24 protein-coding genes and 1 riboswitch are annotated in these 26560 nt (G+C 40.4%); of the genes, 11 read left to right on the top strand and 13 right to left on the bottom strand.

Annotated elements, in window-relative coordinates:
• Window position 1 precedes the first annotated feature (1 nt).
• On the top strand, window positions 2-1186 hold the full coding sequence (locus J671_RS10290) for a S41 family peptidase (protein WP_004883636.1): 1185 nt from the start codon (window positions 2-4) through the stop codon (window positions 1184-1186).
• Between the two features lie 3 nt (window positions 1187-1189).
• Here J671_RS10290 and J671_RS10285 read toward each other — a convergent pair whose 3' ends face one another.
• From J671_RS10285 to J671_RS10275, 3 genes are read right to left on the bottom strand one after another with little or no spacing between them, the layout of a single operon-like run.
• Entirely contained in the window at window positions 1190-2611 is a 1422-nt protein-coding gene (locus tag J671_RS10285; RefSeq protein WP_031982171.1) for a sigma-54-dependent transcriptional regulator, read from the bottom strand.
• A 23-nt stretch (window positions 2612-2634) separates the two neighbouring features.
• Complete coding sequence (locus J671_RS10280; RefSeq protein WP_031956174.1) at window positions 2635-4203, bottom strand: sensor histidine kinase; 1569 nt, start codon at window positions 4201-4203, stop codon at window positions 2635-2637.
• A gap of 10 nt (window positions 4204-4213) precedes the next feature.
• Complete coding sequence (locus J671_RS10275; RefSeq protein WP_000633799.1) at window positions 4214-4849, bottom strand: response regulator; 636 nt, start codon at window positions 4847-4849, stop codon at window positions 4214-4216.
• 211 nt (window positions 4850-5060) lie between these two features.
• Between J671_RS10275 and pbpG the strand changes: the two genes are divergently transcribed.
• Window positions 5061-6107 (top strand): D-alanyl-D-alanine endopeptidase PBP7/8, encoded by a 1047-nt coding sequence (gene pbpG / locus J671_RS10270; protein WP_004710943.1) that lies wholly within the window; start codon window positions 5061-5063, stop codon window positions 6105-6107.
• A gap of 108 nt (window positions 6108-6215) precedes the next feature.
• Here pbpG and thrC read toward each other — a convergent pair whose 3' ends face one another.
• The 4 genes from thrC to xerD form a co-directional block, all read right to left on the bottom strand.
• Complete coding sequence (gene thrC / locus J671_RS10265) at window positions 6216-7355, bottom strand: threonine synthase (RefSeq protein ID WP_031982170.1); 1140 nt, start codon at window positions 7353-7355, stop codon at window positions 6216-6218.
• A gap of 55 nt (window positions 7356-7410) precedes the next feature.
• Window positions 7411-8712: a homoserine dehydrogenase gene (locus J671_RS10260; protein WP_002048970.1), complete on the bottom strand. Its 1302-nt coding sequence runs from the start codon at window positions 8710-8712 to the stop codon at window positions 7411-7413.
• 244 nt (window positions 8713-8956) lie between these two features.
• On the bottom strand, window positions 8957-9772 hold the full coding sequence (locus J671_RS10255) for a DsbC family protein (RefSeq protein ID WP_022575142.1): 816 nt from the start codon (window positions 9770-9772) through the stop codon (window positions 8957-8959).
• A gap of 146 nt (window positions 9773-9918) precedes the next feature.
• Window positions 9919-10839: a site-specific tyrosine recombinase XerD gene (gene xerD / locus J671_RS10250; RefSeq protein ID WP_002053149.1), complete on the bottom strand. Its 921-nt coding sequence runs from the start codon at window positions 10837-10839 to the stop codon at window positions 9919-9921.
• A 143-nt stretch (window positions 10840-10982) separates the two neighbouring features.
• On the opposite strand from xerD, the gene J671_RS0104370 reads away from it, so the two are divergent.
• From J671_RS0104370 to ftsW, 5 genes are all read left to right on the top strand, one after another.
• Window positions 10983-11243: a FeoA family protein gene (locus J671_RS0104370; protein ID WP_002053176.1), complete on the top strand. Its 261-nt coding sequence runs from the start codon at window positions 10983-10985 to the stop codon at window positions 11241-11243.
• Window positions 11240-13096 (top strand): ferrous iron transporter B, encoded by a 1857-nt coding sequence (gene feoB / locus J671_RS10245; RefSeq protein ID WP_004710937.1) that lies wholly within the window; start codon window positions 11240-11242, stop codon window positions 13094-13096. Before J671_RS0104370 ends, feoB begins: the two co-directional genes overlap by 4 nt.
• A gap of 12 nt (window positions 13097-13108) precedes the next feature.
• Window positions 13109-13360 carry a DUF6587 family protein gene (locus J671_RS10240; protein WP_002053159.1) on the top strand — a complete coding sequence of 84 codons (252 nt, stop codon included), beginning with the start codon at window positions 13109-13111 and terminating at the stop codon, window positions 13358-13360.
• A 147-nt stretch (window positions 13361-13507) separates the two neighbouring features.
• Entirely contained in the window at window positions 13508-14854 is a 1347-nt protein-coding gene (murD, locus tag J671_RS10235) for a UDP-N-acetylmuramoyl-L-alanine--D-glutamate ligase (protein ID WP_016803682.1), read from the top strand.
• Between the two features lie 24 nt (window positions 14855-14878).
• Entirely contained in the window at window positions 14879-16075 is a 1197-nt protein-coding gene (ftsW, locus tag J671_RS10230) for a putative lipid II flippase FtsW (protein ID WP_004710933.1), read from the top strand.
• Between the two features lie 50 nt (window positions 16076-16125).
• Here ftsW and gluQRS read toward each other — a convergent pair whose 3' ends face one another.
• From gluQRS to J671_RS10200, 6 genes are all read right to left on the bottom strand, one after another.
• Window positions 16126-17109, bottom strand: a complete 984-nt coding sequence (gene gluQRS, locus J671_RS10225; RefSeq protein WP_081404866.1) for a tRNA glutamyl-Q(34) synthetase GluQRS — start codon at window positions 17107-17109, stop codon at window positions 16126-16128.
• A 2-nt stretch (window positions 17110-17111) separates the two neighbouring features.
• A complete protein-coding gene (gene dksA / locus J671_RS10220) occupies window positions 17112-17648 on the bottom strand; it encodes an RNA polymerase-binding protein DksA (protein WP_001262524.1) in 537 nt (178 codons plus the stop codon).
• Window positions 17649-17858: 210 nt separating this feature from the next.
• On the bottom strand, window positions 17859-18671 hold the full coding sequence (gene cpdA / locus J671_RS10215) for a 3',5'-cyclic-AMP phosphodiesterase (protein WP_031952226.1): 813 nt from the start codon (window positions 18669-18671) through the stop codon (window positions 17859-17861).
• Window positions 18672-18675: 4 nt separating this feature from the next.
• Window positions 18676-19302 (bottom strand): NUDIX domain-containing protein, encoded by a 627-nt coding sequence (locus J671_RS10210; RefSeq protein ID WP_031952228.1) that lies wholly within the window; start codon window positions 19300-19302, stop codon window positions 18676-18678.
• A 75-nt stretch (window positions 19303-19377) separates the two neighbouring features.
• The gene (thiC, locus tag J671_RS10205) at window positions 19378-21255 is read right to left on the bottom strand and encodes a phosphomethylpyrimidine synthase ThiC (protein ID WP_031982167.1); all 1878 of its coding nucleotides are present in this window, start codon (window positions 21253-21255) and stop codon (window positions 19378-19380) included.
• A 90-nt stretch (window positions 21256-21345) separates the two neighbouring features.
• Window positions 21346-21480, bottom strand: a riboswitch (TPP riboswitch).
• A 34-nt stretch (window positions 21481-21514) separates the two neighbouring features.
• Window positions 21515-22597: a hypothetical protein gene (locus tag J671_RS10200; RefSeq protein WP_200003969.1), complete on the bottom strand. Its 1083-nt coding sequence runs from the start codon at window positions 22595-22597 to the stop codon at window positions 21515-21517.
• Between the two features lie 110 nt (window positions 22598-22707).
• On the opposite strand from J671_RS10200, the gene J671_RS10195 reads away from it, so the two are divergent.
• From J671_RS10195 to phoU, 4 genes are all read left to right on the top strand, one after another.
• Window positions 22708-23289 (top strand): TetR/AcrR family transcriptional regulator, encoded by a 582-nt coding sequence (locus J671_RS10195; protein ID WP_016803685.1) that lies wholly within the window; start codon window positions 22708-22710, stop codon window positions 23287-23289.
• Entirely contained in the window at window positions 23282-24187 is a 906-nt protein-coding gene (locus tag J671_RS10190; protein WP_031982162.1) for a DMT family transporter, read from the top strand. The genes J671_RS10195 and J671_RS10190 overlap by 8 nt, the downstream gene beginning before the upstream one ends.
• Before the next feature lie 94 nt (window positions 24188-24281).
• Entirely contained in the window at window positions 24282-25613 is a 1332-nt protein-coding gene (locus tag J671_RS10185; protein ID WP_081404865.1) for a TolC family outer membrane protein, read from the top strand.
• Between the two features lie 108 nt (window positions 25614-25721).
• On the top strand, window positions 25722-26444 hold the full coding sequence (phoU, locus tag J671_RS10180; protein WP_031982158.1) for a phosphate signaling complex protein PhoU: 723 nt from the start codon (window positions 25722-25724) through the stop codon (window positions 26442-26444).
• The last annotated feature ends 116 nt before the right edge of the window (window positions 26445-26560 follow it).

Below are 26560 nucleotides of genomic sequence, written 5' to 3'. Positions count from 1 at the left end.
AATGCTGCAACACAATATATATAAAGCTTTTTTGGGTAGTGTATTGATGTGTTGCAGCCAGTTTGCTCTTGCTGCTCCTGTTGTAAAAGAAAAATTATCGCCTCAGCATGCTGATTCACCAGAATCAGAAGAAAGTTATGCAGAAGTCCCTATTGAGTCGATTCAGCAGTTTGTACAAATTTATGGGATTGTTCGCGATAACTATGTCGATGAAAAATCGGACGATGCTTTATTTTTACAAGCAATTAAAGGTCTTGTTAGTGGTCTAGACCGTTACTCACGCTATTTGTCAGCTGAAGAATACCGTCAGCTCATTCAATACACCGAAGGTGATCTTGCTTCGGTTGATTTTGCATTAAGCCCAGAAGCACATGTCCATAAATGGATGATTCGTGACTTAAAGGCAGGTTCTGATTCATATAAACTAGGCTTGAGAAATGGACAGACCATTTTAAAGATAGATAATCAGGAACTTAAAAATCTAACCCAAGATCAGGTGCTTGGTTTGTTGTATGGTTCAATAGGTTCAACGCTGCAAGTACAGACAGAAGAGTCAAATACCCCAATCAGTTTAGTCCGTAATAAAAAGATTGAAACTGATATCGAACCTGTCATGTTACATAATCAGGTATTGGTACTAAAAATTAGAGTATTCCAGCAAGATACCGCCAATGAAATTAAACGTTTAATTGAAGAAAATAGTTCTTCGCGTTTAAAAGCTGTATTAATTGATTTAAGAAATAACCCAGGCGGGCTGCTCTCTGCTGCTGTTGAGTCAGCCGATTTATTTTTAAATCATGGCATTATTGTTTCTACAAAAAGTCGTTCAGAAGGTAATCAGCAATTTCAGGCCTTACCTGGAAATGATTTTCAAAATATAAAAGTTGGTATTTTAATTAATCACCGATCTGCCTCGGCAGCAGAAGTTTTTACTGCTGCAATGAAAGAGCATCAACGTGCTTGGGTTATGGGTGAAAAAAGTTATGGAAAGGGCGTTGTACAGAAACTTTTCCCTTTGCCAAGTGGGGCAGCCTTGCAAATGACGGTCTCACATTACTACACGCCAAATGGTAATATGATCGAAGGTCAAGGTATTCAGCCTAACCAGACCTATCCCTTGCCTCCAGAAATGAAAGACGAAGTTTATTTAGAGCGTGTTGCCGACCTACTTCTAAAAAGGAAGTAAGCTTTATACTTCCTGTTCAGTTTCAGTATCTAACCCAAATTTCTTCAAACGGTAGCGTAAAGAACGGAAAGTCATTCCTAATTTTTTAGCTGCTAAGGTTCGATTCCAATGGGTCATATTGAGTGCATTGAGCAGAATATCTTTTTCAATACTCTCTAAATAACGTTCTAGACCCTCACTTGGTAATTTTTTTACAATCTGTGGCGTAGCTACGGGATTCTGCAAGCTTTGAGATACCGTTGCGATTGAATTAGAAATATTAGCTCTTAAAGGGGCTGGGTGCAAATGCGGTACATCAATATTGGCATCGTCACTTAAAGTAATTGCTCGCTCAATCATATTTCTTAATTCGCGAACATTGCCGGGAAAGTGTTGTTGTAGCAGATAAGTTTCAGCAGCCTCAGTTAATTGTTTAAGTGGGGTTTCCCACTCCATACAAATTTTCTGAATAAAGTGATTCGCAAGTAACAAGACATCTTCACCACGTTCGCGTAAAGGCGGTAACATGAGATCCATAACATGGATACGGAAGAATAAATCCTGACGAAATTTGCCTTGTCGAACCAATAAATCTAAGTCTTGATGACTCGCGCTAATCACCCGAAAATCAACATCAATTTCCTGATCGGAACCGACAGGACGAATCTTTTTTTCTTGTACTGCGCGTAGTAATTTAACCTGCATACTAAGTGGTAATTCGGCAATTTCATCTAAAAATAAACTGCCACCATGAGCAGATAAAATGAGGCCCTGTTTGTCTTGAGTCGCTCCAGTAAAACTGCCTTTTTTATGTCCGAACAGCTCGCTTTCCATCAGTTCAGTTGGAATAGCGCCACAGTTAATCGCAATAAAAGGCCCTTCACTACGGTTACTCAGCCGATGAATTAGGTTGGCAACCACTTCTTTACCTGTTCCAGACTCGCCAGTAACAAATACAGGTGCTTGTGAGCGCGCAATTTTTTTAATTGCGATGCGTAGTTGTTGAATAGGCTGAGAGCGGCCGATTAATAATTTGTTTTCTAGAGCACTCTCTGCAAAATCATGCTCTATTTTTTGCCGATTTAAGGCTTTCTGTAATAATTGATCTAGATGTACTTGGTTGACCGGTTTGCTTACAAAATCAAAAGCGCCTGCTTTTAATGCTGCAATTGCAATATCCATATTGCCGTAAGCAGTTAAAACCGCAATGGGTGTGTTGGTATAATTTTGAGAGACATGTTTGACTAAGTCTAATCCACTCCCATCGGGTAAGTTTAGATCGGTTAAACATGCATCGTAATGAAACTGTGTGAAGAGTTGTTTGGCCTGTTCAACCCGATAAGCAAGATGTGTTTTAATCCCCATTCGTGCAAGTGTCATTTGCATTAAAAGGCACAAATCTTCCTCATCGTCTACAAGCAAAACGAGTGGTTGCTGTTCTGCCATTTCCCCAAAAACCTAATAAAAAATCAATATATTATTGGGCATTCTATTCTGAAGCATGCCCCTTGTTTTTGCTCTACATAGGTGAGCTTTGCATGGTTTGCCTCACAAAAACTATGAGACAAGTATAATCCTAAACCAGTTCCATTAATTTCGGTACTAAAAAATGGTTTAAATAATTGAGATATATCACGTTTTGAAACACCTTCACCGTAATCGATCACATCAATATAAATTTTATTTGTTTGTGAATGAATGTTGATCATGACATTCGGTGAGTCGGGTGCATTATGTCGTAAAGCATTTCGCACTAAATTGATCATGACTTGTCTTAGTTGTTTTTCGTCAAATAAAAATTTTAAAGAACGATCAGAAATTTTGAGTTGAATTGAGTGCTTAACGTCAGATAAATCTTCATCGAGTAGCGTATTTATAAAATTGTTTAAGTCAATCTGAATAGGGTGTGTTCTTTCGCTACGAGCAAGTCCTAAGGTGTCCTGAACAATACTATCAATGCGTTTAGTTTGCTTGCCAATCATATGGCGTAAAGTATTTTGTTGTTCGAGATCACTATCTTTAAGTAACTCATTTGCTTGAACAATTGCAGCCAGGGGATTGCGGATTTCATGTGCAATACTTGCCGAGAGTTGCCCTAAAGCGGCAAGTTTAAGTTGCTGTGCTTGCTGATTAATTTGTTGGGCATCTTGTAAAATGAGTAGTGTTAGAGCTTGTTGCGGCACTAAAAGATGCTGTACTTTAATATTAATGGAATAAGCCGATAGCCGAGACTCAAAAATAAATCGGTCATTTTCTTTTAAGTCGCCAAACTTCAATATTTCAAATAAATCGGGATGCCATTTAGCTAAAGGATATTTTTCATTGGCAAACTGGGGAGGAATACCAAGTAGTGAACAAGCAGCGGGATTGCTAACAACAATGTCGTAATTTTCGTCTAAAACTAAATAGCCTTGTTCAATTTGCTCTAAAATATAACGGTTAATATTTTGAAGCTGGTAAAGCTCGATTGACTGGTGAAAGGTGAGTGCCTCAAGTAATTTAAAGCGCTGCACTGCAATTTGTCCAATCCCGTGAACAACGAAAAATAAAAAAGCTAATAAAGCGCTATTACCGATTGTGTTTAGATTGTTGTAGTCAAATAAACTACCCACGAAGCGTTGATAAATAACCGCAATAACCGCAAGTAAGGTAATAACTAAAGACACTCTTGCACTGAGCAAAATCGCCGAAGTAAAGATTGCAATCACATACAGCAAACTAATTTGTAAATTAGGCTCCCCAGCAGAAAATGAAAGGAGGCTTAAACAAATAATGTCGACAATAAAAAATAAAATAAGCTGCCGAGTAGTTTGGATAGCAATAAATTTAAAGCATAACAATTGCACAAGACTTACAATTGAATAGCTTAGTAAGGTGTAAAAATATAAAGAGGGTTGCTGCAAACTATTGTCGGTTTGAGCATTGGTTAAAACCAAAATAATATTCAGGCTAACCGCAATAATAAGACGGTATAAACCATACCAAGTGCCCAAACGAAAAATCGTATGGGACAGGGATGAATTTAAAGGAGAGTGCATGTAAGTCTGATTATGGTTTGATCAGACCGTAACGAATCGCAAGATGTGTGAGTTTTACATCACTATCAATTCCTAACTTTTCAAAAATACGGTAACGGTAAGTATTTACAGTTTTCACACTTACAAAAAGTTTATCGGCAATTTCTTGTGCGCTAATACAGTTAACGACCATCATCGCAACTTGCATTTCCCGCTCCGATAACGAATCAAAAGGAGATTGTTGAGTATCAGATAAATAAGAGCTTGCCAGTTGCTCGGCAATATCGGCACTAAAATATTTACCACCCTGCATGACCTTATTAATTGCACGAACCATCTCGGCAATTGGGGCTCCTTTGGTGATATAGCCTTTTGCTCCAGCTTTTAGCAATAAAGATGGGTAGGGTTCTTCGGCAAGGCCACTTACAGCAATGACTTTCGTCTCTGGAGCTGTTTGTAATAAACGACGAGTTGTTTCTACACCACCGATGCCTGGCATGTTGACATCAAGTAGTACGACTTGCGGATGTTGCTGGCGAACGATAGCAATAGCTTCTTCCCCAGATTCGGCTTGTCCAATTACCTCAACATCTGCATGATCTTCTAACATACGGCAAATACCCGTACGTACCAGTTCATGGTCATCGACAACTAAAACTGTAATCAAGAAGACCTCCTTTCTTTCAAAAAACAAGTTTTTTGTTACATAAAGCAAAATAAGCTTGCAATGGAATGACAAAATTAGCAATCCTATTCTTCTATAGTGAGCGAATAGTTGTGCACAATTGTGTCGGTAAAGCTTTATACCTTATATCTCAAATGTAAGGCATAATGATAGTAAGCGCAAATGTGTGTCACCCTGAGTCGAGTATTGTGCCGTGAAAAATTCTAAAAAGTCTTTAATGCATGTGCTAAGCATGTCTATTTTGCTTAGTTTGAGTTCAACAAGCTTTGCAGAACTCGTCAATAACCCGTCCTCAGGGAGTACTGGTACTGCAAGTTTAAATTGGTCTGCAGCGGATGCTAGTCAACTTTTAAATGATGAAGATGATGAGCCGACTCCGCAAGGTTCAACGTCTGTTACTACAACTTTACGTGGCAGTAATGCACCGAAAGTTATTAGCTCTACACCTAGAGTTGCTCCAATCCGTGATACCGTGGGCTATAATGCCCAGCCGAGTGTTAGTGCACGTGCTGCACTTGTAATGGATGCGCAAACGGGTGAGGTCCTTTATAGTAAAAACACCAACGCGTCAGTACCGATTGCGTCTATTACCAAATTAATGACAGCAGTTGTAACCGCAGATGCGCGTTTAAACATGTCAGAAGAAATTACACTTGAGCAAATCGATTTTGCCGGTGCAAATGGCAAGAACTCAAGCTCTACCTTACGTGTGGGCGACAAGATGAACCGTGCAGAAGTTCTTCTGTTTGCTTTAATGAAGTCAGAAAACCCAGCGGCAGCAGCTTTAGCGCGTACTTATCCGGGCGGACGTCCTGCATTCGTAGCAGCGATGAATGCTAAAGCACGTTCTTTGGGTATGAATGCCACTCATTATTACGAATCAACTGGTTTAGACCCACGTAATGTCTCTTCGGCGCGTGACTTGGGGATTTTGGCGAGTACAGCGTCTCAGTATGGTTTGATCCGTCAATTCTCAACAACACCAACTTACGACTTTAATTTAGGCTACCGTGTACTCAAGTCAAACAATACCAATGCTTTAGTGCGTAATGGTGGTTGGAATATCAACTTATCTAAGACCGGTTATATTAATGAAGCAGGCCGTTGTGTTGTTATGCATACTACTGTGAACTCACGTCCAGCAGTCATTGTATTGCTTGGTGAACCAAGTACACAGGCGCGTAATAACGATGCAACTAACTTGTTAGGTTGGTTGAGTAATTTGCCAAAACGTATTTAAGTTAAATATTTTAAAAACGCTTCTATTAAGAAGCGTTTTTTTATGCCATTTTAAATAGCATAAAAAAACGGCTGTTTAATACAGCCGTTTTTTATAAAAATTCAGATTTTACATATTAGATAAAATCGAATCTTTTACTTGATCCATTGTTGCATCAATTGACAACATCACTGCATCAGCACATTGTTTGATTGCAGTATCAGGATCTTTCAAGCCATTACCAGTTACTGTACATACGATGACAGAACCTTCAGCAATTTTACCCGCTTTAATGTCACGGATCGCACCACCGATAGAAGCAGCAGACGCTGGCTCAACAAATACACCTTCATACATAGAAAGTAAGCGTTGAGCTTCTAAAATTTCGCTGTCTTGAAGTTCATCAACCCAGCCATTAGAGTCGCGTACCACAGCTTTTGCATGGTTCCAGCTTTGTGGATTACCAATACGGATTGCAGTTGCAACTGTTTCAGGGCTTTCAACTGGAGCACCACGCAAGAATGGAGCTGCACCAGAAGCTTGGTAACCTACCATTGTTGGTAAGCCTTCTGGTTTAGGACCGGTAAATTGATCGGTCGCAGCATCATAAATCACTTGTTCAAACTGATCAGCAGGTTGGTTTGCTACAGCTTCTGTATAACCCATCCAGTGAGCGGTGATGTTACCTGCGTTACCTACTGGCAAGCAGTGATAGTCAGGTGCACGGCCTAAAGCTTCAACAATTTCATAAGCAATCGTCTTTTGACCTTGCAAACGGTAAGGGTTGATTGAGTTTACAATCGTTACAGGAGCTTGATCAGCCACTTCTTTTACTAGACGCATACCATCATCGAAGTTACCACGGATTTGCATAGTGATCGCACCATACATCATGGCTTGAGCCATTTTACCCATCGCAATTTTGCCTTCTGGAATCAAAACAAATGCTTTGATACCAGCGCGAGCAGCGTATGCAGCAGCAGCAGCAGACGTGTTACCCGTAGATGCACAGATAATTGCTTTAGAACCTTCTTCAACCGCTTTGGTTACAGCCATGGTCATACCACGGTCTTTAAATGAACCAGTCGGGTTTAAGCCCTCATATTTCACATAAATTTCAACATCTTTGCCAATAATACGTGGAATATTCTCAAGTTTAATGAGAGGGGTGTTGCCTTCACCCAAAGAGATAGCACGAGTAGTTGCCGAAACTGGCAAACGGTCACGATAACGATCTACAAGACCAGTATAACGATTGGCATTAGACATGATGGTGTTCCAATTATGAGGTGAAGCGGGAGAGGGAATCTTTCCCTCAACCTGATTAACTATCGAGCGATTCTAAACGAATTCTTACGATTTCGCCACGAATTGCAGGTAATGCTTGAATTTGCGCAAGAGCGTCATCCATTTTTGATTCAACGATTGGATCGGTCAAAATTACGATTGGAATGAGGTCTTTTAAGCGTGATTGTTGCATGATGGCATCAATACTGATTCCAGCACGGCTTAAGATGGTTGTTACATCTGCAAGTACACCAGTCTGATCTTCAGCATTTAAGCGGATGTAATAACCTGTAGTCATTTGTTCACGGCTTAAAATTGGCATATTTGTTAATGCTTCGAAAGCCAGTTGAGGAATTGTGCCTGCACCATCTTCTGTATAAGAGATGTCACGAACAATATCAATCACATCGGCAACGACCGCAGAAGCTGTTGGACCAGCGCCAGCACCAGCGCCGTAGTACAGCGTTGGACCAACGGCATTGGCTTGAACTAAGACAGCATTTTTAACGCCGTTTACGTTGGCAATAAGCTGCTCATCTGGAATAAGCGTTGGGTGAACACGTAACTCAATACCATGTTCAGCACGACGTGCAATACCTAAATGTTTAATGCGGAAACCAAGTTCTTCGGCATATTTCACATCTTGCGCAGTGATTTTGCTGATACCTTCGGTATAGACTTTATCGAACTGCAGAGGAATACCGAACGCACAAGACGCTAAAATTGTAAGTTTATGCGCAGCATCAATACCTTCAACATCAAAAGTTGGGTCTGCTTCTGCATAACCGAGTTCTTGAGCTTCTTTTAATACATCATCAAATGCACGACCTTTCTCACGCATTTCAGTGAGAATAAAGTTACCTGTACCATTAATGATGCCTGCTAGCCATTCAATATGGTTTGCAGCAAGGCCTTCACGAATCACTTTAATAATTGGAATGCCGCCAGCAACTGCTGCTTCATAAGCAATTTGGACAGCGTTGTCTTCTGCTGCTTTAAATAGTTCATTACCATGTTCAGCGAGTAAAGCTTTGTTTGCAGTAACAACTTGTTTACCGTGCTTGATGGCTTCCATAATGACTTCGTAAGCAGGGTGAATACCACCCATCACTTCTACAACCACATCTACATCGGGTTGACGAACGATATCAAGTAAGTCTGCGCTTTGTTTAATCCCTTCTAATTCGAGATCTGGACGAGGGCGACGTGTTCCAACGTGGGTAATTTGAATTTCTCGACCGGTGCGACGTTTAATTTCAGCGGCATTTTCTTGTAGTAGTTTAAGGGCTCCTCCACCTACGGTACCTAGACCGAGTATTGCCAGGCGAACTGGTTTCACGTCACACTCCATATCATCATTGAATCATTTAATTGAAGCTAGATCATAGCTAAAAAAAACGCCAGACTCTAGCGCTTTTCGTGCCTGTTCAATCAATTAGAGTGCGATGTTCGGAAAAGCAGAGTAGATCAGTCTTTAAACACTGGCATGTAAAGAACTATTTATTGAAAAAACAAAGCGCTGCAATAAGAGCAGCGCTTTGTGTACAAGATAACTGGTGAACTATTCATCAAAATTGAGAATATTATTTATCCAGACGTTTAACTAACTCATCTGGTGTTAAGTAGCCACCGAGATATTGTCCGTCAACGTTGTAGATGGCTGGAGTACCATTCACACCCATGTTTAAACCAAGTTGATATTGTTCGCGAACAGGATTTTTACATTGAGCAGGTGGAATATTAATGCCTTGTACAGCTTGATTAAATGCAGCTTTACGGTCTGCACTACACCAAACGGCTTCCATCGTTGGCATAAATTGTTCGCCACGTGGCCACGCAATGTAACGAACCTCAATGCCTTTCTCATTAATCTCGGCTAAATGCTCATGTAGTTTGTGGCAATAAGGACAACTTGCATCGGTAAACACATAAATTACATGTTTAGCTTTACCACCCTTAGCTGGGTAAACAATCAAATCTTCATTTTTTAAAGCAGCAAGGTGCTTTTTGTTTTCTGATGCTTGAAGGTTGTCACCAATATTATGCAGCTCTTTACCGCCTAAACGGATGACATCACCTTGAATAAGGTACTTACCATCACTTGTCGTATAAACAGAAGTCATACCTTCAAGGTTTACCCAATATAAATTAGGTACTTCAGTCGGTTTGATGTCTAAAATTTTGACGTTGATGTTTGCATTCTTAAATTGTTTTTGCAAAGTTTCGATTAAACGTTGTTTAGCATTACGTTCAATGATGGTTGAAGCTTCCCCAGTAGCAGGTGCGGTCGCTGTGAGCGCATCTTCTTTTTGTGGTTTGTTTTCTTTAGAACAAGCACTGAACAACAAGCTAGAAGCCAAAGCACAGGCAAGAAAAATTTGAGATCGGGTAAAGGACATAGATAACCCTTATTTCATCAGTATTTATAGTCAGAAGCTGCTAAGCATAACAAAAAATCTAATGTGTATTGTTAAAACTTTCTTAACCTTTGTGAACGAAATCAAATGATTGTTCGGTGTATTTCATATAATTCGTTTAAAAATTTTTAACCCCTAGGGTGATGTTTTTCATGTAATTGTTGCATTCTTACTTGCGCTACGTGGGTATAGATTTGGGTGGTAGATAAGTCACTATGGCCCAGTAACATTTGTACTACGCGCAAGTCAGCGCCATGATTGAGCAAGTGTGTTGCAAAGGCATGGCGTAAGGTATGAGGCGACAGCTCAGCCTGAATATTGGCTTGTAGTGCATATCGTTTAATTGCATACCAAAAATTCTGACGGCTCATGATTCCGCCATGTTGAGTTAAAAATAAATAGTCAGTGGAAGTTTTATAAAGTTGTGGACGTGCATCATTTAAGTAGCGTTCTACCCAGTCACAAGCATATTGGCCTAATGGTACTAAACGTTCTTTATTGCCTTTACCAGTAATACGTAAATAGCCTTGTTTTAAATTGATTAGCTCCAAGCGCAAGTTGATTAGCTCGGAAACACGTAAACCACATGCATAAAGTACTTCAAACATCGCTCGATCACGTAACCCCAAAGCTGTTGTAATGTCAGGCGCTTGAATCAGTGCTTCGACATCTTCTTCTGATAAATCCTTAGGTAAAGCTCGGCCAATTTTGGGCGAGTGATGTGTCGCTACCGGGTTATCGCTTCGTAATTTTTGCTCACGTAAAAATTTGTAAAACTGGCGTAGGGCAGATAAACAACGTGCAATTGAGCGTGGACTTTTTCCTATTTTGGTGAGTTCAATGAGAACATCAGAAATGTCATCACTCGACCATTTCGGCAAGCTATTTTTTTTATGAAGTTCAGCACATTGAATCAGGTCAGATAAATAAGCATTACGAGTATGTGGACTCACTGTTTGTGCAACTAAATAGTCGCGAAAACCTTGTAAAAAGCTCAAATGTTCAGGAATTTGAACAGGGCTTGGAATACGCGGTTTCTTATTTATCATAAACAATGTCCTCTAAACCACTGTACTTTAAAAGAAACTTTAAGATTTGTCGATTAAAGTAGGTGAGAATTGAAATTTAACCTTATTTGGTAATTATTCTCATTTATATGTATACTAGTAAAAAAGGTTTAGGATCGGATGCGGTGCGTTTATCAGCGTTGAAAGTGAAGCAAGCGGCTACCATCACCAAAGTAGATCGGATGACACAAACATCCGAGCAACAAGATTTGGTCGCAATTCGTTTGGAAAGCTTGGGCTTTGTACCAGGTACTCGAGTAGAGGTGATTACCAAAGGTATTTTTGGTGGTGATCCGATCTTAATCCAAATTGGCTTTACTCGTTTCGCTTTACGTAAGGCGGAAGCGGAAAAAATCGAGATTCAGTTAGAAGGAGTACCCGCATGAGTAATGCGCTACGTATTGCCCTTGTGGGAAACCCGAACTGCGGTAAAACTTCGCTGTTTAACCATTTAACTGGAACAAGACAAAAAGTTGCTAACTATGCGGGTGTAACTGTAGAGCGTAAAGTCGGTAACTTTCAATTACCTTCAGGCCGTGCAGTTCGTGTACTAGATTTACCGGGTACCTATAGTTTGCAGGCAACTAGCCCAGATGAAGAAATTACCCGTGATGTCTGCCAAGGCAAAATTGCCGAAGAAGGACAGCAAGATGCTTTTTTATGTATTGTCGATGCGACGAACTTAAAACTGCATTTGGGTTTGGTGCTTGAAATTATTGAATTAGGGCGTCCAATTCTGGTTGTATTGAACATGATGGATGAAGCGCGTCGTCGCGGTATTCAAATCAATACACAGAAACTCTCTGAGCGTTTAGGTGTTCCTGTTGTTGAAACGGTTGCCGTACGTAATTCAGGTATTGAAAATTTATTGCATGCGCTTGATCAAGAAAAATATACCGTACCTCATACTGAACTGAGTGGTTTAAGTGGTGGGCATCATCAGAAAATCGAAACGATTTTTAAAGATGTGGTTAATTTTGTTGATCATGATGATAAGCGTACTGACTTTCTAGATCGAATTTTCTTACATCCTGTGTTGGGCTTACTCAGCTTGGCAGTAATGATGTTTATTGTCTTTCAGGCAGTATTTGCTTGGGCTGAACCTTTTAAAGCTGCAATTGAAGATGGGGTAATCCCATGGTTAGGTGAGTGGTTAAATGGAGCCATCCATCAACCTGTGCTACGCAGTTTAGTCGTAGACGGTGTTCTGGCAGGAGCGGGCACAGTACTGGCTTTCTTGCCACAAATTTTGATTCTCTTCTTCTTTATTTTGGTACTCGAAGAATCAGGTTATTTACCGCGTGCAGCGTTCTTGCTCGATAAATTAATGTTTAAAGCCGGCTTGAGTGGTCGCTCTTTCATTCCATTATTATCAAGTTTTGCCTGTGCGATTCCTGGCATTATGGCAACCCGAAGTATTAGTGATTCACGTGACCGTTTTACCACGATCATGGTTGCACCTCTCATGACATGTTCGGCACGTTTGCCTGTCTATGCCTTGTTAATTGGTGCATTTATTCCAAGTCAAACTGTTTTAGGCATCTTTAACTTACAAGGTTTGGTGCTGTTTGGTTTATACATGGCAGGTATTTTAAGTGCACTTTGTGTTGCCTTTGTGATGAAGTTTTTGCGTAAAGACAAATCACAGCATGCCTTGTTAATGGAATTACCAAGTTATCGTTTTCCTGATCCAAAAAGTATCGCTATTGGGTTGATGGAACGCGCAAAGATTTTCTTACGTCGTGTTGGTGGGATTATTGTTGCATTGACCATTATTCTTTGGTTCTTGTGTACTTTCCCTCAACCACCCGAAGGCGCAACGCTACCAGCAATTGATTATAGTTTTGCGGGTATGGCAGGGCACTTTATTCAGCCTTTATTCGCACCGCTTGGCTTTAACTGGCAAATCGTGGTGGCTCTCATTCCCGCAATGGCTGCTCGTGAGGTGGTGGTTGCTGCATTAGGTACGGTATATGCGTTATCTGGTGCTGATGATAATGCTGTTGCACAGGGGCTTGCTCATTTGATTAGTGCAAACGGCACGGGTTGGTCATTGGCTACAGGACTATCTTTATTGGTCTGGTTTATTTATGCACCACATTGTTTAGCAACCTTGGCAACGGTACGCCGTGAGACAGGTTCATGGAAACATGTGGCTGTCATGACGGCTTATCTATTTGGTTTGGCTTATCTCATGTCATTTTTAACCTACCAAATTGCATCACGCATTTGGGGTTAATAGGAGGCGCTTATGTTTGATTACCTTATTGTTGCTGTATTGGTGTTGTGGAGTGCCATTGTTGTCTTTAAAAAGGTATTTCCTCAAACGTCCGCTTCAGTATTTCTTGCATTATCAATCCAGTGTCAACGCTTGGGTTGGCAGCGTTTGGCGTCATGGTTGAAGCCTAAACAGGCTGCCGGTTGTGGTGGCAATTGTGGCTGTTCTACTGATGATGCACCTACCCAAAAGTCCGCTCCGGTACAAACGGTGAAGTGGCGTTAATTTTTCTGTATAAAAAGCCATCGAATGATGGCTTTTTTACGCACTGACACAAAAAAAGTAGAATAAAAGTCAAACTGAAAAAGTATTCAAAACAGCAAAGTGCTAACATTTTTGCCATTCTGTCGATTGATAAATTGTGGGGCAAAAATGTTAATACAACGTGGTGGGTTAAAAGTTGTAGCAGGCTTGGGTATATCAGGTGTTTCTGCTGTAAATTTCCTGCATGAACAAGGCTACCAAGTTGCAGTAACGGATTCCCGCCCCACACCTCCCGGACATGATCAAATTCCTGCAGACGTGAAGACCAGTTTTGGTAAACTGGATCAAGAATTATTACTACAAGCAGAAGAAATTATTTTAAGCCCAGGCCTTGCACCACAATTACCAGAAATTCAGGCTGCTATTGCTAAAGGTATTTCTGTAGTAGGTGATATTCAGCTACTTCGCCGTGCAACTGATGTACCGATTGTTGCGATTACAGGCTCTAACGCGAAGAGTACTGTTACTACTTTAATGGGCTTAATGGCTAAAGATGCAGGTAAGAAAGTTGCCGTTGGTGGTAACCTTGGTCGCCCAGCTCTAGATTTACTTAAAGATCAACCAGAGTTATTGGTACTTGAGTTATCAAGCTTCCAGTTAGAAACCACATCTCACTTAAATGCTGAGGTAGCTGTGGTACTGAACATGAGTGAAGATCACTTAGATCGTCATGGCAATATGCTGGGGTATCACCAAGCAAAGCACCGTATTTTCCAAGGTGTCAAGAAAGTTGTATTTAACCGTGATGACGCTTTAAGCCGTCCTCTTGTACCTGATACAACGCCAATGCAAAGCTTTGGTCTAAATGCACCTGACTTAAACCAGTACGGCGTTTTAAGAGATGCTGACGGTACACTTTGGCTTGCTCGTGGCTTGCAGCGTTTAATTAAAAGCTCAGACTTATATATTCAAGGTATGCACAATGTAGCTAATGCTTTAGCGTGTTTAGCATTGGGTGAAGCAATTGGCTTACCTATGGAATCTATGCTTGAAACTTTAAAACACTTTAAAGGTTTAGAGCACCGCTGTGAGTATGTAAAGACCGTACATGATGTACGTTATTACAATGACTCAAAAGGAACCAATGTGGGCGCCACACTTGCAGCAATTGATGGTTTAGGTGCTGCGATTGAAGTGAAAAAAGGTAAAGTTGCCCTAATTTTAGGTGGGCAGGGTAAAGGTCAAGACTTTACTCCTTTACGTTCTTCTATCGAAAAGTATGCCAAAGTTGTGGTATTGATTGGTGAAGATGCGCCTGTCATCGAGCAGGCCATTCAAGGCGCAACTAAAATTTTACATGCGGCAACACTTAAAGAAGCTGTCGAGCTATGTCAACGTGAAACACAAGCTGAAGATGTGGTATTGCTATCACCAGCATGTGCGAGTTTTGATATGTTTAAAAGTTATAATGATCGTGGTCAGCAGTTTGTTGCCTGCGTCAATTCGTTGGTTTAAAGAAAATATGATTAGGAATGTAGTATGGCAGGCTTAGCTCAGACCACAATCCAGAAAATCAATCATTGGTATGAACGGATATTGCCGAAATGGCCAGCGGAAGTGACGCCACGTAATGTCTTGATTTTCTGTGTCGTTGCATTGTTATGTATCGGTTCGGTGATGGTAGCATCTGCTTCGATGCCTTATGCAGAATATATGCATGAGAACCCGTTTCACTATGTCATCCGCCATGCAATATCTATTGCGGTTGCTGGGGTCGTGGCGTATTTGACCTACCGAATCTCACTCAATACATGGTTTAAAAATACGTTTCCGCTGTGGTTGTTAACCATGGTTCTGTTACTTGCTGCTTTGGCGGTAGGTTCGGAAGTCAATGGTTCTACACGTTGGATTAAAATCGGTGGTTTTACCTTACAACCTACAGAGGTTGCCAAAGTCATGATGGCAATCTTTACGGCAGACTACGTGGTACGCCGTGCTAAAGAAGTTCGTACGCACTGGAAGGGTTTACTGCGTTTAAGTGGTGTGATGGCGATTACGGTCGGTTTAATTATTGCCGAGCCTGACTTGGGTGCGACGATTGTTATCGTCATGATGATGGTGGGTGTATTCTTTTTAGCTGGTGCGCCGCCAACACAGTTCTTAATTATGCTTGGTGCGATTGTCACTGGTATCGTGTTTTTGATCTTGTTTGAGCCTTACCGTTTCCAGCGTTTGATTTCGTTTACCGACCCATGGGCAGATCCATTAGGTGTGGGTTATCAGTTATCAAATGCACTCATGGCTTTTGGCCGTGGTGAATGGTTTGGAACAGGTTTAGGGCATAGTGTTCAAAAGCTATCTTATTTACCAGAAGCGCATACTGACTTTATGTTGGCCGTGTTAGGCGAAGAGTTTGGCTTCTTTGGTATTTCGATTGTCATTGGCTTATCTTTCTTGATGTTGGCTTGTTGTATCAAAATTGGACACCGTGCCTTGAAACATCATTATCTTCGCGCGGGCTATTTGGCTTACGGTATTAGTATTATTTTCTTACTCCAGATTTTGGTAAATGCGGGTATGAACATGGGCTTAATGCCAACCAAGGGTTTAACACTACCATTTATTAGTTATGGTGGTACGTCTTTAATGATGTGTGCAGCTATGATTAGCTTGATCTTAAAGATTGATGCGTCAACTCAAGAAGTAAACCCTGAAAGAGAAGAATCGAACTTCTAAACTATTTCAGTTGTTATGAAAAGCCCGATATCGAATCGGGCTTTTTTTATTTATAAATATATTCCGCCAAGCTCTTGTCCGTGAGGAATTAAATCTACATTCCACTGAGCTACAGCTTGCTTGAGCATCACTTCAGGGCGATCTAAATCAACCTTGGGTTGACCTAGGGCTTGTATGGCGTGTTGTAGTAATTGAGGAGCTTTAGTTAAATCGAGTGCTTGAGCAAGATTTTGTTTAGAAAGCTTTTGCCCCTGATCATTCATAGCCAGAGGAAGATGCATATAGCTTAGTTTAGGGTAACCGAGGAGCCGACCCAGCCAGATTTGGCGTTCAGTGTTATCTAAAAGGTCTGCACCACGAACAACGTGTGTAATACCTTGTAGATAATCATCCACGACAACAGCAAGTTGGTAGTTAATAATGCCATCACGGCGTTTAAGAACAAAGTCACCAAGGTCATGTTGTAGATTAGAACAATGAAGTCCTTGCAATCGATCATCGAAACAGATCTGCTGATCCTGAACTTTTACGCGAATCGCTTGATCTTGAAAATCGAGATGCAAATCACGGCAAGTACCTGCATAGATTGCATTTGAACCGAGCATTTTACGGGTACATTGACAGGCGTAAACTAAACCTTCTTTTTTAAGTTGGTCTAATACGCTTTCATAAATATTTAGGCGGTCTTTTTGAAAGATGATCTCTGCATCAGGATCGAACTGAAAAGCTTCAATTGATGCGAGTATATGGTCTTCACTACCAGGATAGATGCGCGGAATGTCAGTATCTTCAACACGAACAAACCATCGCCCTTTGTGAGCTCTAGCATCACAGTAACTGGCAACAGCAGTAATCAGTGATCCGAAATGTAAAGGGCCGGTTGGCGAGGGCGCAAACCGGCCTGAGTATGAGCAGCGATTAAGTGGAACATTGTTCCGCCGCTGCGCAAGAGAAAAGCTATGCTTTTCTGGCAAGCGATTTAACTGCTGCGCAAAAGTCGAGTCGAACTCGGCTAGAGAATTCTTAACCGTCACAATTAACCGTTATTTTGCTTCTCTTTAATTTCTGCCAAGGTTTTGCAGTCAATACATAACGTTGCAGTTGGACGCGCTTCTAAACGACGTAAGCCGATTTCGATACCACAAGTTTCACAGAAACCGTAGTCTTCGTTTTTAATCGCTTCAAGAGATTGTTCGATTTTACGAATTAATTTACGTTCACGGTCACGTGTACGTAATTCAATTGCAAATTCTTCTTCTTGGGTAGCACGGTCATTTACGTCTGGCAATGCAGTTGATTCATCTTGCATCGTATTTAAAGTACGATCAACTTCAGACATTAATTCAGCTTTCCATGCTTGCAGAATTTGTCGGAAATGCTCGAGCTGTCCTTCAGACATGTACTCTTCATTTTTCTTAGGTTGATAAGGTGCAATACCAAATAAACTTGCAGTTGAGCCTACGTCAGAAGTTTTAGGTTTCACTTTACGTGCACGTTTTGCAGAAGCTTTATCACCTTCTACTACAACTTCTGTATGTTCATCCAAAACTTGGTTGTGGTTGTCATTCGCCATAATAGGGCATTCCTCATCATACACGTATTATCTATACGCAAAAAATATGGTGATATGCAAGTGTTTTTATAGAAAACCATCGATGGATTTTTCCATCGGGTCGTCATCATATAGATTTTTCCTGCAAGATGATAGTCATTCTATCCCGTAAATAATTTCAAAACGTGTTTGCCCTAGTCATAATTCCTCATAGAGGTATTCAATTTAGGACTAATATCCTGAAATATCAGTGTTTATATGGGTTTCGAAATTTTCAAGTCGAAACACTTTTGTTTCAAAAGTACCATCATTATTCAGACGAATGTAACGGTAACCCGGTGCATTTTGATCGAGTGCAAAATCGTTACTAAACGGTTTAAATTGTACACTTGTGGAAGGTGTCGAGAAAAATTCGATACCTTGCCAAATATTAAGAGAGTCTTGATGTACGTGTCCACAAACTAAAGCCTTTACATTTTTAAATGGGCTTAACGTATCTAGCAGTGCATTTGAGTTTTGTAGCTTATGATGATCAATCCATTTTGATTTCATGGCAAATGGGTGATGATGGCAAGCCAGCAGAACTGGATGATCTGCAAATTGCTCAAGTAAGTTTTCTAAATTTTCTAATTGTTCCAATGACAAATGACCATCTACTTTTCCCTTTACGGCACTGTTGAGCATAATGATGCGCCAATTCCCTAAACCGACCACCACAGGTTCCTGATGATTTTCGTTATGCAGTGGAAAGTAGTCCACATTGTCATGATTACCGAGCGTGTGGAAAAAAGGCAAACCTAAGGTTTGCATAAAGCTGATATAACGCTTGTAGGTAATAGGGGTTGGGGCTTGTGCGAGGTCTCCGGTATGAATAATCGCGTCCGCTTCTGGATGTTGTTTCAATATCTGCTGGATAATGGCATGGAAACTTTCTTCAGGATTCATCCCCACAAATTCTAGCTGTGGATACTCCAATAAATGTGTATCGGTAATTTGTATGATGACATGATTTTTTTGTGAAAGTGTTGAGACTTGGAAAGTCACCGTCCTACCTCTTCGGATTTATTATCGTTTTGCTGTGTTGAGCCAGCCATTGTAATGCCATAATAACAGGGGCATTTCTTAAACGTCCGCTGTCGAGTAGTGTTTGAATTTCGCTATAACTAAACAAATGCAGCTGAATATTTTCACCCTCATCATCTACTCCAAAAACACCGCCTACAGCAGGTAAATTGGTTTCGGCGACATATAGATGAAATAATTCTGAACAGGCGCCTGCTGATGGGTAAAAACTAAATAGATGCTCTAAATCCTGAACTTCACAACCTGATTCTTCAAGGCTTTCACGGCGAATACAACTTTCTGGTGACTCATTGCCATCTAACACGCCTGCAATAATTTCGAGTTGCCACGGCGATTGAGAGTCATCTAAAGCACCAACACGAAACTGTTCAATTAGGGCAAACTGTTGTTTTTGGTCATTGTAGAGTAGGACACCAGCCGCTTCAGGTCGATGCACAAGTTCGCGCTGCAATACAGGAGTATATTCAGATTGATTAAATAGACGATGTCGAAGGCTGACTTTTTCAACTTGAATAAAACCACTGAACAGAGGTTCACGTGATGTTACTTCGACATCTTTAGATGTATAACTTGGATGCTCGACAATACTCATGATTCGATCAGGACGAAATCTATTTATTTCATCCTAACCGAGAATCATGGCTAGGCAAGTGTTTTTTTTGAATATTTACACTTTATGATACAGTTTTTGTCCTTGCTCTTGGTAAACCTCTTTCATTGCTTTGAGGCCTTCTTCAACCTCTGAATCGCTATTGGTGAGATTGTTGGCATAGTCACGTACATTCTGGGTGATTTTCATTGAACAGAATTTTGGACCACACATTGAGCAAAAGTGTGCAGATTTATGCGCTTCTTTTGGTAAAGTCTCGTCATGCATGCTGCGTGCTGTATCTGGATCTAGGCTTAGGTTGAACTGATCATCCCAACGGAATTCGAAACGTGCTTTAGACAAGGCATTATCACGAACCTGTGCACCCGGATGGCCTTTGGCAAGATCGGCTGCGTGTGCTGCAATCTTGTAGGTAATAATTCCGTCTTTTACATCTTTCTTGTTTGGCAAACCTAAATGCTCTTTTGGTGTCACATAACAAAGCATTGCTGTGCCATACCAACCAATCATAGCTGCGCCAATTGCAGAAGTAATGTGATCATAACCCGGAGCGATGTCTGTAGTTAAAGGCCCAAGTGTATAGAATGGTGCTTCTTTACATACCTCTAACTGCAAGTCCATGTTCTCTTTAATCATGTGCATTGGTACATGGCCCGGACCTTCAATCATGACCTGAACATCATGTTCCCATGCACGGTGTGTAAGCTCACCCAATGTTTTAAGTTCACTGAACTGCGCTTCGTCATTTGCATCTTGAATACAACCCGGACGTAAGCCATCGCCTAAGCTAAATGACACGTCATAGGCTTTCATAATTTCACAGATTTCGTCGAAGTGTGTGTATAAGAAGTTCTCTTCATGATGAGCGAGGCACCACTGCGCCATGATTGAACCACCACGAGACACAATACCCGTTAAACGGTTTGCTGTAAGTGGCACATAGCGAAGCAATACACCTGCGTGAATGGTGAAGTAATCAACGCCTTGCTCAGCTTGTTCAATCAGTGTGTCTTTGAAGATTTCCCAAGTTAGGTCTTCTGCAACACCATCCACTTTTTCAAGCGCTTGATAAATAGGTACGGTACCGATTGGAACAGGTGAGTTACGAATAATCCATTCACGTGTTTCATGAATATTTTTACCTGTAGACAAGTCCATAATAGTGTCAGCACCCCAACGGGTTGCCCATGTCATTTTCGCAACTTCTTCATCAATTGAAGAGCCAAGCGCTGAGTTACCAATATTGGCATTAATCTTAACCAAGAAATTACGGCCAATAATCATTGGCTCAAGTTCTGGGTGGTTAATGTTGGCAGGAATAATAGCGCGGCCTTCGGCAACTTCTTGGCGAACAAACTCAGGTGTAATTTCTTTTAAGTTTTTCGCACCAAAGTTTTGACCTGGGTGCTGGCGCATATCTACAGCTTCACATTGACGCTGATTTTCACGAATCGCAATATATTCCATTTCAGGCGTAATAATACCTTGCTTGGCATAGTGCATTTGAGTGACATTTTTGCCTGCTTTAGCGCGGCGTGGGTTTTGAATATGTGCAAAGCGAATATCAGCAGTACGAATATCTTTTAAACGCTCCTGACCAAACTTTGAAGTTAAACCCGAAAGTACGTCAGTATCGTTACGTTCTTCAATCCATTTTTGGCGAACTGAAGGTAAACCTTTGTTTAAATCAATTTGAACATTTGGGTCAGTATAAACACCTGAAGTGTCATATACCATAATAGGTGGGTTGTGCTCACCACCAAGGCCAGTTGGGGTGTCAGTTAAAGAAATTTCTCGCATTGGAACCTGAATATCAGGGCGAGAGCCTTCAATATAAACTTTTTTTGAAGCGGGTAAGATGCGGGTTAAATCTTTTGCATCTTGTTCATGTTGTGCTGAAATTTCAGCAGAAGAGAGATTCGTTAATTGGTTCATCACATGATCCTTATGAATAACATCAACGAATCAAGCACGACCAAAAACGATGGCGGATTTATCTTGAACTAGATAAATTGAGGGCTTTAAGTTTTCAGATGGCTTGATTCCTACGCAGGTCTTAACCTGATCAGGTTCAACGGTACTTGTGATCAAACTTGTGTTGCGATAACACGGAATTTACACAATCTCAGCGAGCTATTACTCGCGCTCCGTCAAGCGATTTAAAGACTAACATGTTTTAGGTTGGCTGGCATTGTCAATTTGTATCTATACAAACCGCATCCATGTGGCAGTCACGATAACTTTTGGTATTCCACGGTGACTCTAATTCTAATAATTGCTCAAGTTGTTCATGCACAATCTGGTAAGTTGATTTTTTTTGTCCATTTTCATCAATTAAATCTGTCTTGAATTGTTTATTACGCTCATCCACAGGAGTGGCAATAAACTTCAGAAATTGTTGAGCGGGTTTTGCTAAGCTGGATTGTTTTTGTGTAGATAAGAAACGAATTTGTTGTAGAGCATCTTTATCAATCCATGTGTTTGGAGCAAACTCATTGGATACAGGCGTATTATCTAGCCCAAAGAAAATAAAATATCGGTACTCATTAAATAATAATTTTACATCACTAATAAAATAACTCTTTGGATATTTTTGAATAAATTTTTCCCAAAATAATGCACGCTCAGTAAGCTCTTTCCATGAGATAGCCAACGCACCATCGTCATAGAAAATGTCTTTATTGTCTTTTGCCATGCGAGTTAAGAACTCTTTTTGGTCAGCGGGTAGGGCTTTAGCAAAAACATCAACTAAATAGTTTGGCTGACGGCGGTAAGTAAACATGCCCTCACCTTGATAGAGTAGCTCAATATAGGCTTGGCCCTCGTGTTGAATCAGATATTGATCACGAGTACTAAGCTGATCGAATAACTTTTTCTTGGTTTTCATTGTTTTTTTAGCATCTAATAGTTCTTGTTCTAAAATGGCATATCCAAAAGCTTCAAACGCTTTTGCTGTTTTTTCATTATGTTCTTGTTTTAGAAAACGCTGATACATAGCCGTCGATGCTTCAATTAGCTTAAGCTGTTCATTATTTTTTAAAGAGGGAACACAGGTTTTAAGTTTTTCATTAATTTGATTTAGGTCTTCTATTTTACTATTTTGATTAATTTTCTGCATAGCAGCCATAATTTGTAAGCAGCTACTGTCTCGCTGTTCGGTGGACTTTTGTGCAGTTGATTTTTGCTCTTTAGATACAGCCTGATCTTGCTCTGATGTTTTACTACATCCAGCTAAAAGTAGTGCACTGCACATACTCATCATTAGAATTTTTTTCATCTTTATATTTTTATCAAAATTAATATTGCTCAAATTATAACGCTTAAAAAGATTGCATCACTGTTAGAAATCTTTATTATTAGGTAGGTCGGTCTACTTAATTTAATACCATGAATGATAAAACAGCAAGACAGAAAATTCTCGATGCAGCAGCTACACTATTTTATAACGATGGTATTACTGCAACTGGCATTAACTCGGTTACGGCTAAAGCAGATGTAGCCAAGATGTCGCTTTACAATAATTTTTCTTCAAAAGGAGATCTTGTTGATGCCTACATTGCTGCACGACATCAAGAGTGGTTAGACCTTTATCAAAACCGTTTAGAAAAAACAAAAACAGCTAAAGAAGCTATTTTGGCCGTATTTGATGCCTATCAAGATCATGCCGAGTTTGCTTATGAAAAGGGTTTTAGGGGATGTGGACTTTTAAATGCTGCTGCTGAGTTTCCTGCAAATAGTGCAGGACGAAGTTCGGTAAGAAGGCATAAAGAAGAAGTTGAGGCTATTGTTGCTGAGCATTTAAAAAAATTAATACCAGACTCACAGCGTATTAGCTATATCGCCTCACAACTTTCTTTTCTTTTAGAAGGTTCTATGGCAAGAGCTGGTCTAGAAGGTAGTAGCCGTCAACTTCAATTAGCGAGGCAAATGGCAGAAGATATTTTAGATCGAGAATGCCAACATGATTAGCCTTATTAAAAATAGTAGTTATGGTGGCACAATTGCAATTTTAGTTGCCTCTGTTTTGTGGGGGACAACAGGAACTGCGGCAGCATTTGCCCCAACACTTGGACCACTGGCAATTGGTGCTGTAGCGATGGGCGGTGGAGGCCTTTTACAAGCTCTGGTTGCTTCACGAGCTATACGGGAAAACCGGCAATTTATTGGGCGTAATATTCCTATTATTCTTTTGGGCATTGCAGCAGTTGGGATATATCCCTTAGCTTTTTATTCTTCTATGCATTATGCCGGAATTACAATTGGTACAGTGGTTTCAATTGGTTCGGCTCCACTCATTGCAGCAGTTTTAGAGCGATTCTTTGACCGTAAAGTTTTATCTAAAACATGGTTCCTGAGTTTTGTGTTTGGTGTTATGGGAGTAAGTTTATTATCTATGGGTGAAAGCCACACAGCACAAGAGAGCACAAATGAATGGAATAAAATCTTTGGTATTTTTCTTGGGCTGGTAGCGGGAGCAACATATTCACTTTATTCATGGGCTGCAAAAAGATTAATAGACCGAGGTATTGTTGCTAAAGCTGCAATGGGCATGATTATGGGTGGCGGAGCAGTTATTTTACTTCCTACTTTGTTGCTTACAGGGGGCGGTTTATTAGAGAGCTCAACAAATTTACTTGTGGCTGGCTATATGATGCTAATTCCTATGTTCCTCGGTTATTTACTTTTCGGCTTTGGGCTAAAGACTGTAAATGCGAGCAAAGCGACTACGTTAACTTTATCTGAGCCTTTAGTTGCTGCGATTTTTGCGATTGTGTTGGTGGGTGAACATGTATCATGGGGGGGCTGGCTAGGCATGTTTTTGATTTTCATTTGTATTTTGATGTTATCAAAGCCTGAAAATACATAAAAATGAAAACTTTTACTGGCTTGAGTTTAAATCAAATTTTTCTTAGTCTTAAAGCCAAGTTTTATCGTTGATTTAGACAATGAAAATAAAATTAATGCTTGTGGCGAGTTTATGGAGTTTTGCATCGCCGAGTTTTGCTTTAGATTTAGTTGAAACTTATGAGCGCGCAAAGCAAAATGATCCGACATGGCAAGCGAATCAACAACAATTTGAAGCAGATCAGCTCAATTTAGGCTTAGCAACTGGTGCTTTATTGCCTACAGTCACCTTATCTGGAAAGATTAATCGTAATAGCCAAACCGTAAAGCGTTCAAATTTTCCCGGTGTTGATCAAGAGGGACTGTCCGATGCTTTGGTAAGTAATACATCAACAACCAAACAAGCAACTTTATCTGCTCGTCAGCCTCTTTTTCGTATGGATGCATGGGAAGGTTATAAACAGGTTAAAACCTCGGTTGCTCTTAGTGAAATTACTTTACGCTTGCAAAAACAAGATCATGTTTTAAACGTGGCAGAAGCCTATTTTAATGTACTACGTCAGCAGGCACTTACCGCTGCATATTTACAAGAAGAAAAGGCTTTACTTGAACAACTCAATATGATGAATGCCAAGCTTAAAGAAGGTTTGGTGGCACGTAGTGATGTAAGTGAAGCAAATGCTCAATATCAAAGTGCCAGAGCCAACCGTATTGCGACCAATGTACAGATTCTATTAGCTCAAGAGCAACTGTCGGAATATATTGGTCCTTATCAAGATAAGCTTGCAGTACTGCGAAGTGATTTTACTTTTCAAAAACCTTATCCAGCCCAGCTTGATGATTGGTTAAGTTTAGCCCAACAACAAAATTTAAAGATTCAGCAAGCGCGTTTACAACGACGATATGCTGAAGATCAACGCCGTGTGGAAAAAGCTGCACTTTATCCACAGATAGACGCAGTTGCGAGCTATGGTTATACCAAACAAACCCCAGAAACGCTGATTTCGACTGATGGGAAGTTTGATCAGGTAGGGGTAGAGATGAACTGGAATCTATTTAATGGAGGTCAGACCCGAACCTCTATTAAAAAAGCCAGTGTAGAGTTAAATAAAGCGCAAGCCCAACTCGATGCGGCCATTCGCCGTGCCAATGTCGATGTAAAAAGTGCTTTTATGCAGGTAGATACCGACCGGGCAAAACTTGAAGCAAGAAAGGCGGCAATGGACTCTTCGGCACTTGTTTCTCAAGCTTCAAAAGCCAGTTATAACGAAGGCTTAAAAAGTATGGTTGATGTTTTATTGGCGCAGCGTAATGCTTTTTCTGCAAAACAGGATTATCTTAATGCTCAATATGACTATTTATTAAATGTACTGCGTTTAAAAGCTGCTGTAGGCCAGTTAGGTGAAAAAGATCTGGTCGAATTAAACAGCTGGTTAACGTATCAGTAATAAAAAAATGCTTTTATCTGAAATTTAATTTTGTCATAAAAATTTAATGATTGATGTGTTTTAATGCTCAATCATTTTATCCCTGCGCCATCATGTTGGAGGCTTCCCTTGAGTCCGAGTAATCCGGTGTTAAGCCATCATATTTCTTCTCAATTTAATGAAGATTTGCAAGATGTGAACACAAAGTTTATGACCATGGGTGGCTTGGTCGAACAACAGGTTGCCAATGCAATTCATTCTTTGCTTGATACAGATGCAAACTTAGCAATTGATGTTCAATTTAAAGATAATGCAGTCAATCAATATGAGCGTGATATTGATGAAGGTCTGACACTGATTTTGGCGCGTCGCCATCCAGCAGCGATTGACTTGCGTATGGTGATTGCGATGAGCAAAGCCAATACCGACCTTGAGCGTATTGGTGACGAAGCTGCAAAAATTGCCCGTATTGCACAAAATCTATGTGAAGAGGGTGGATCACCTCGTGGTTACATGGAAACCCGCCATATTGGTAACCAAGTACGTGTCATGATTCATGATGCCCTAGATGCTTTTGCGCGTTTAGATGCCGATCAGGCATTACGTGTACTTTTAGCCGATGCTGACATTGACCGTGAATATCAGTCAGCAACACGTATTTTAATGACTTATATGATTGAAGACCCGCGTCATATTGCACGTGTAATTAACGTGATGTGGGTTTTACGTTCTTTAGAGCGTATTGGTGACCATGCTCGTAACATTGCTGAACAAGTGATTTACATGGCAAAAGGTTTTGATGCTCGCCATACCAAAATTGAAGAAATTGAAGCAAAAGTTCACGAAAAGTAATACTTGAGTTGAAGTATCGAAAGGCCTTGTTTGAAACAAGGCTTTTTTATTTGTTTAAAACAATAGATAAAAAAATGTCCCGAACTTTGGGGGGAAGTTCAGGACAGAAAATCAAG

This window comes from Acinetobacter sp. 1130196, assembly GCF_000588095.1.
Classification (GTDB): Bacteria; Pseudomonadota; Gammaproteobacteria; order Pseudomonadales; family Moraxellaceae; genus Acinetobacter; species Acinetobacter nosocomialis.
This window is presented reverse-complemented; position numbering and strand designations above follow the sequence as displayed.

Coding starts and splice junctions, on each gene's coding strand:
- J671_RS10290 (WP_004883636.1), top strand. CDS start 2: ATGCTGCAACACAATATATATAAAGCTTTTTTGGGTAGTGTATTGATG.
- J671_RS10285 (WP_031982171.1), bottom strand. CDS start 2,611: ATGGCAGAACAGCAACCACTCGTTTTGCTTGTAGACGATGAGGAAGAT.
- J671_RS10280 (WP_031956174.1), bottom strand. CDS start 4,203: ATGCACTCTCCTTTAAATTCATCCCTGTCCCATACGATTTTTCGTTTG.
- thrC (WP_031982170.1), bottom strand. CDS start 7,355: ATGTCTAATGCCAATCGTTATACTGGTCTTGTAGATCGTTATCGTGAC.
- J671_RS10255 (WP_022575142.1), bottom strand. CDS start 9,772: ATGTCCTTTACCCGATCTCAAATTTTTCTTGCCTGTGCTTTGGCTTCT.
- xerD (WP_002053149.1), bottom strand. CDS start 10,839: ATGATAAATAAGAAACCGCGTATTCCAAGCCCTGTTCAAATTCCTGAA.
- feoB (WP_004710937.1), top strand. CDS start 11,240: ATGAGTAATGCGCTACGTATTGCCCTTGTGGGAAACCCGAACTGCGGT.
- J671_RS10240 (WP_002053159.1), top strand. CDS start 13,109: ATGTTTGATTACCTTATTGTTGCTGTATTGGTGTTGTGGAGTGCCATT.
- murD (WP_016803682.1), top strand. CDS start 13,508: ATGTTAATACAACGTGGTGGGTTAAAAGTTGTAGCAGGCTTGGGTATA.
- ftsW (WP_004710933.1), top strand. CDS start 14,879: ATGGCAGGCTTAGCTCAGACCACAATCCAGAAAATCAATCATTGGTAT.
- dksA (WP_001262524.1), bottom strand. CDS start 17,648: ATGGCGAATGACAACCACAACCAAGTTTTGGATGAACATACAGAAGTT.
- J671_RS10210 (WP_031952228.1), bottom strand. CDS start 19,302: ATGAGTATTGTCGAGCATCCAAGTTATACATCTAAAGATGTCGAAGTA.
- thiC (WP_031982167.1), bottom strand. CDS start 21,255: ATGAACCAATTAACGAATCTCTCTTCTGCTGAAATTTCAGCACAACAT.
- J671_RS10200 (WP_200003969.1), bottom strand. CDS start 22,597: ATGAAAAAAATTCTAATGATGAGTATGTGCAGTGCACTACTTTTAGCT.
- J671_RS10195 (WP_016803685.1), top strand. CDS start 22,708: ATGAATGATAAAACAGCAAGACAGAAAATTCTCGATGCAGCAGCTACA.
- J671_RS10190 (WP_031982162.1), top strand. CDS start 23,282: ATGATTAGCCTTATTAAAAATAGTAGTTATGGTGGCACAATTGCAATT.
- J671_RS10185 (WP_081404865.1), top strand. CDS start 24,282: ATGCTTGTGGCGAGTTTATGGAGTTTTGCATCGCCGAGTTTTGCTTTA.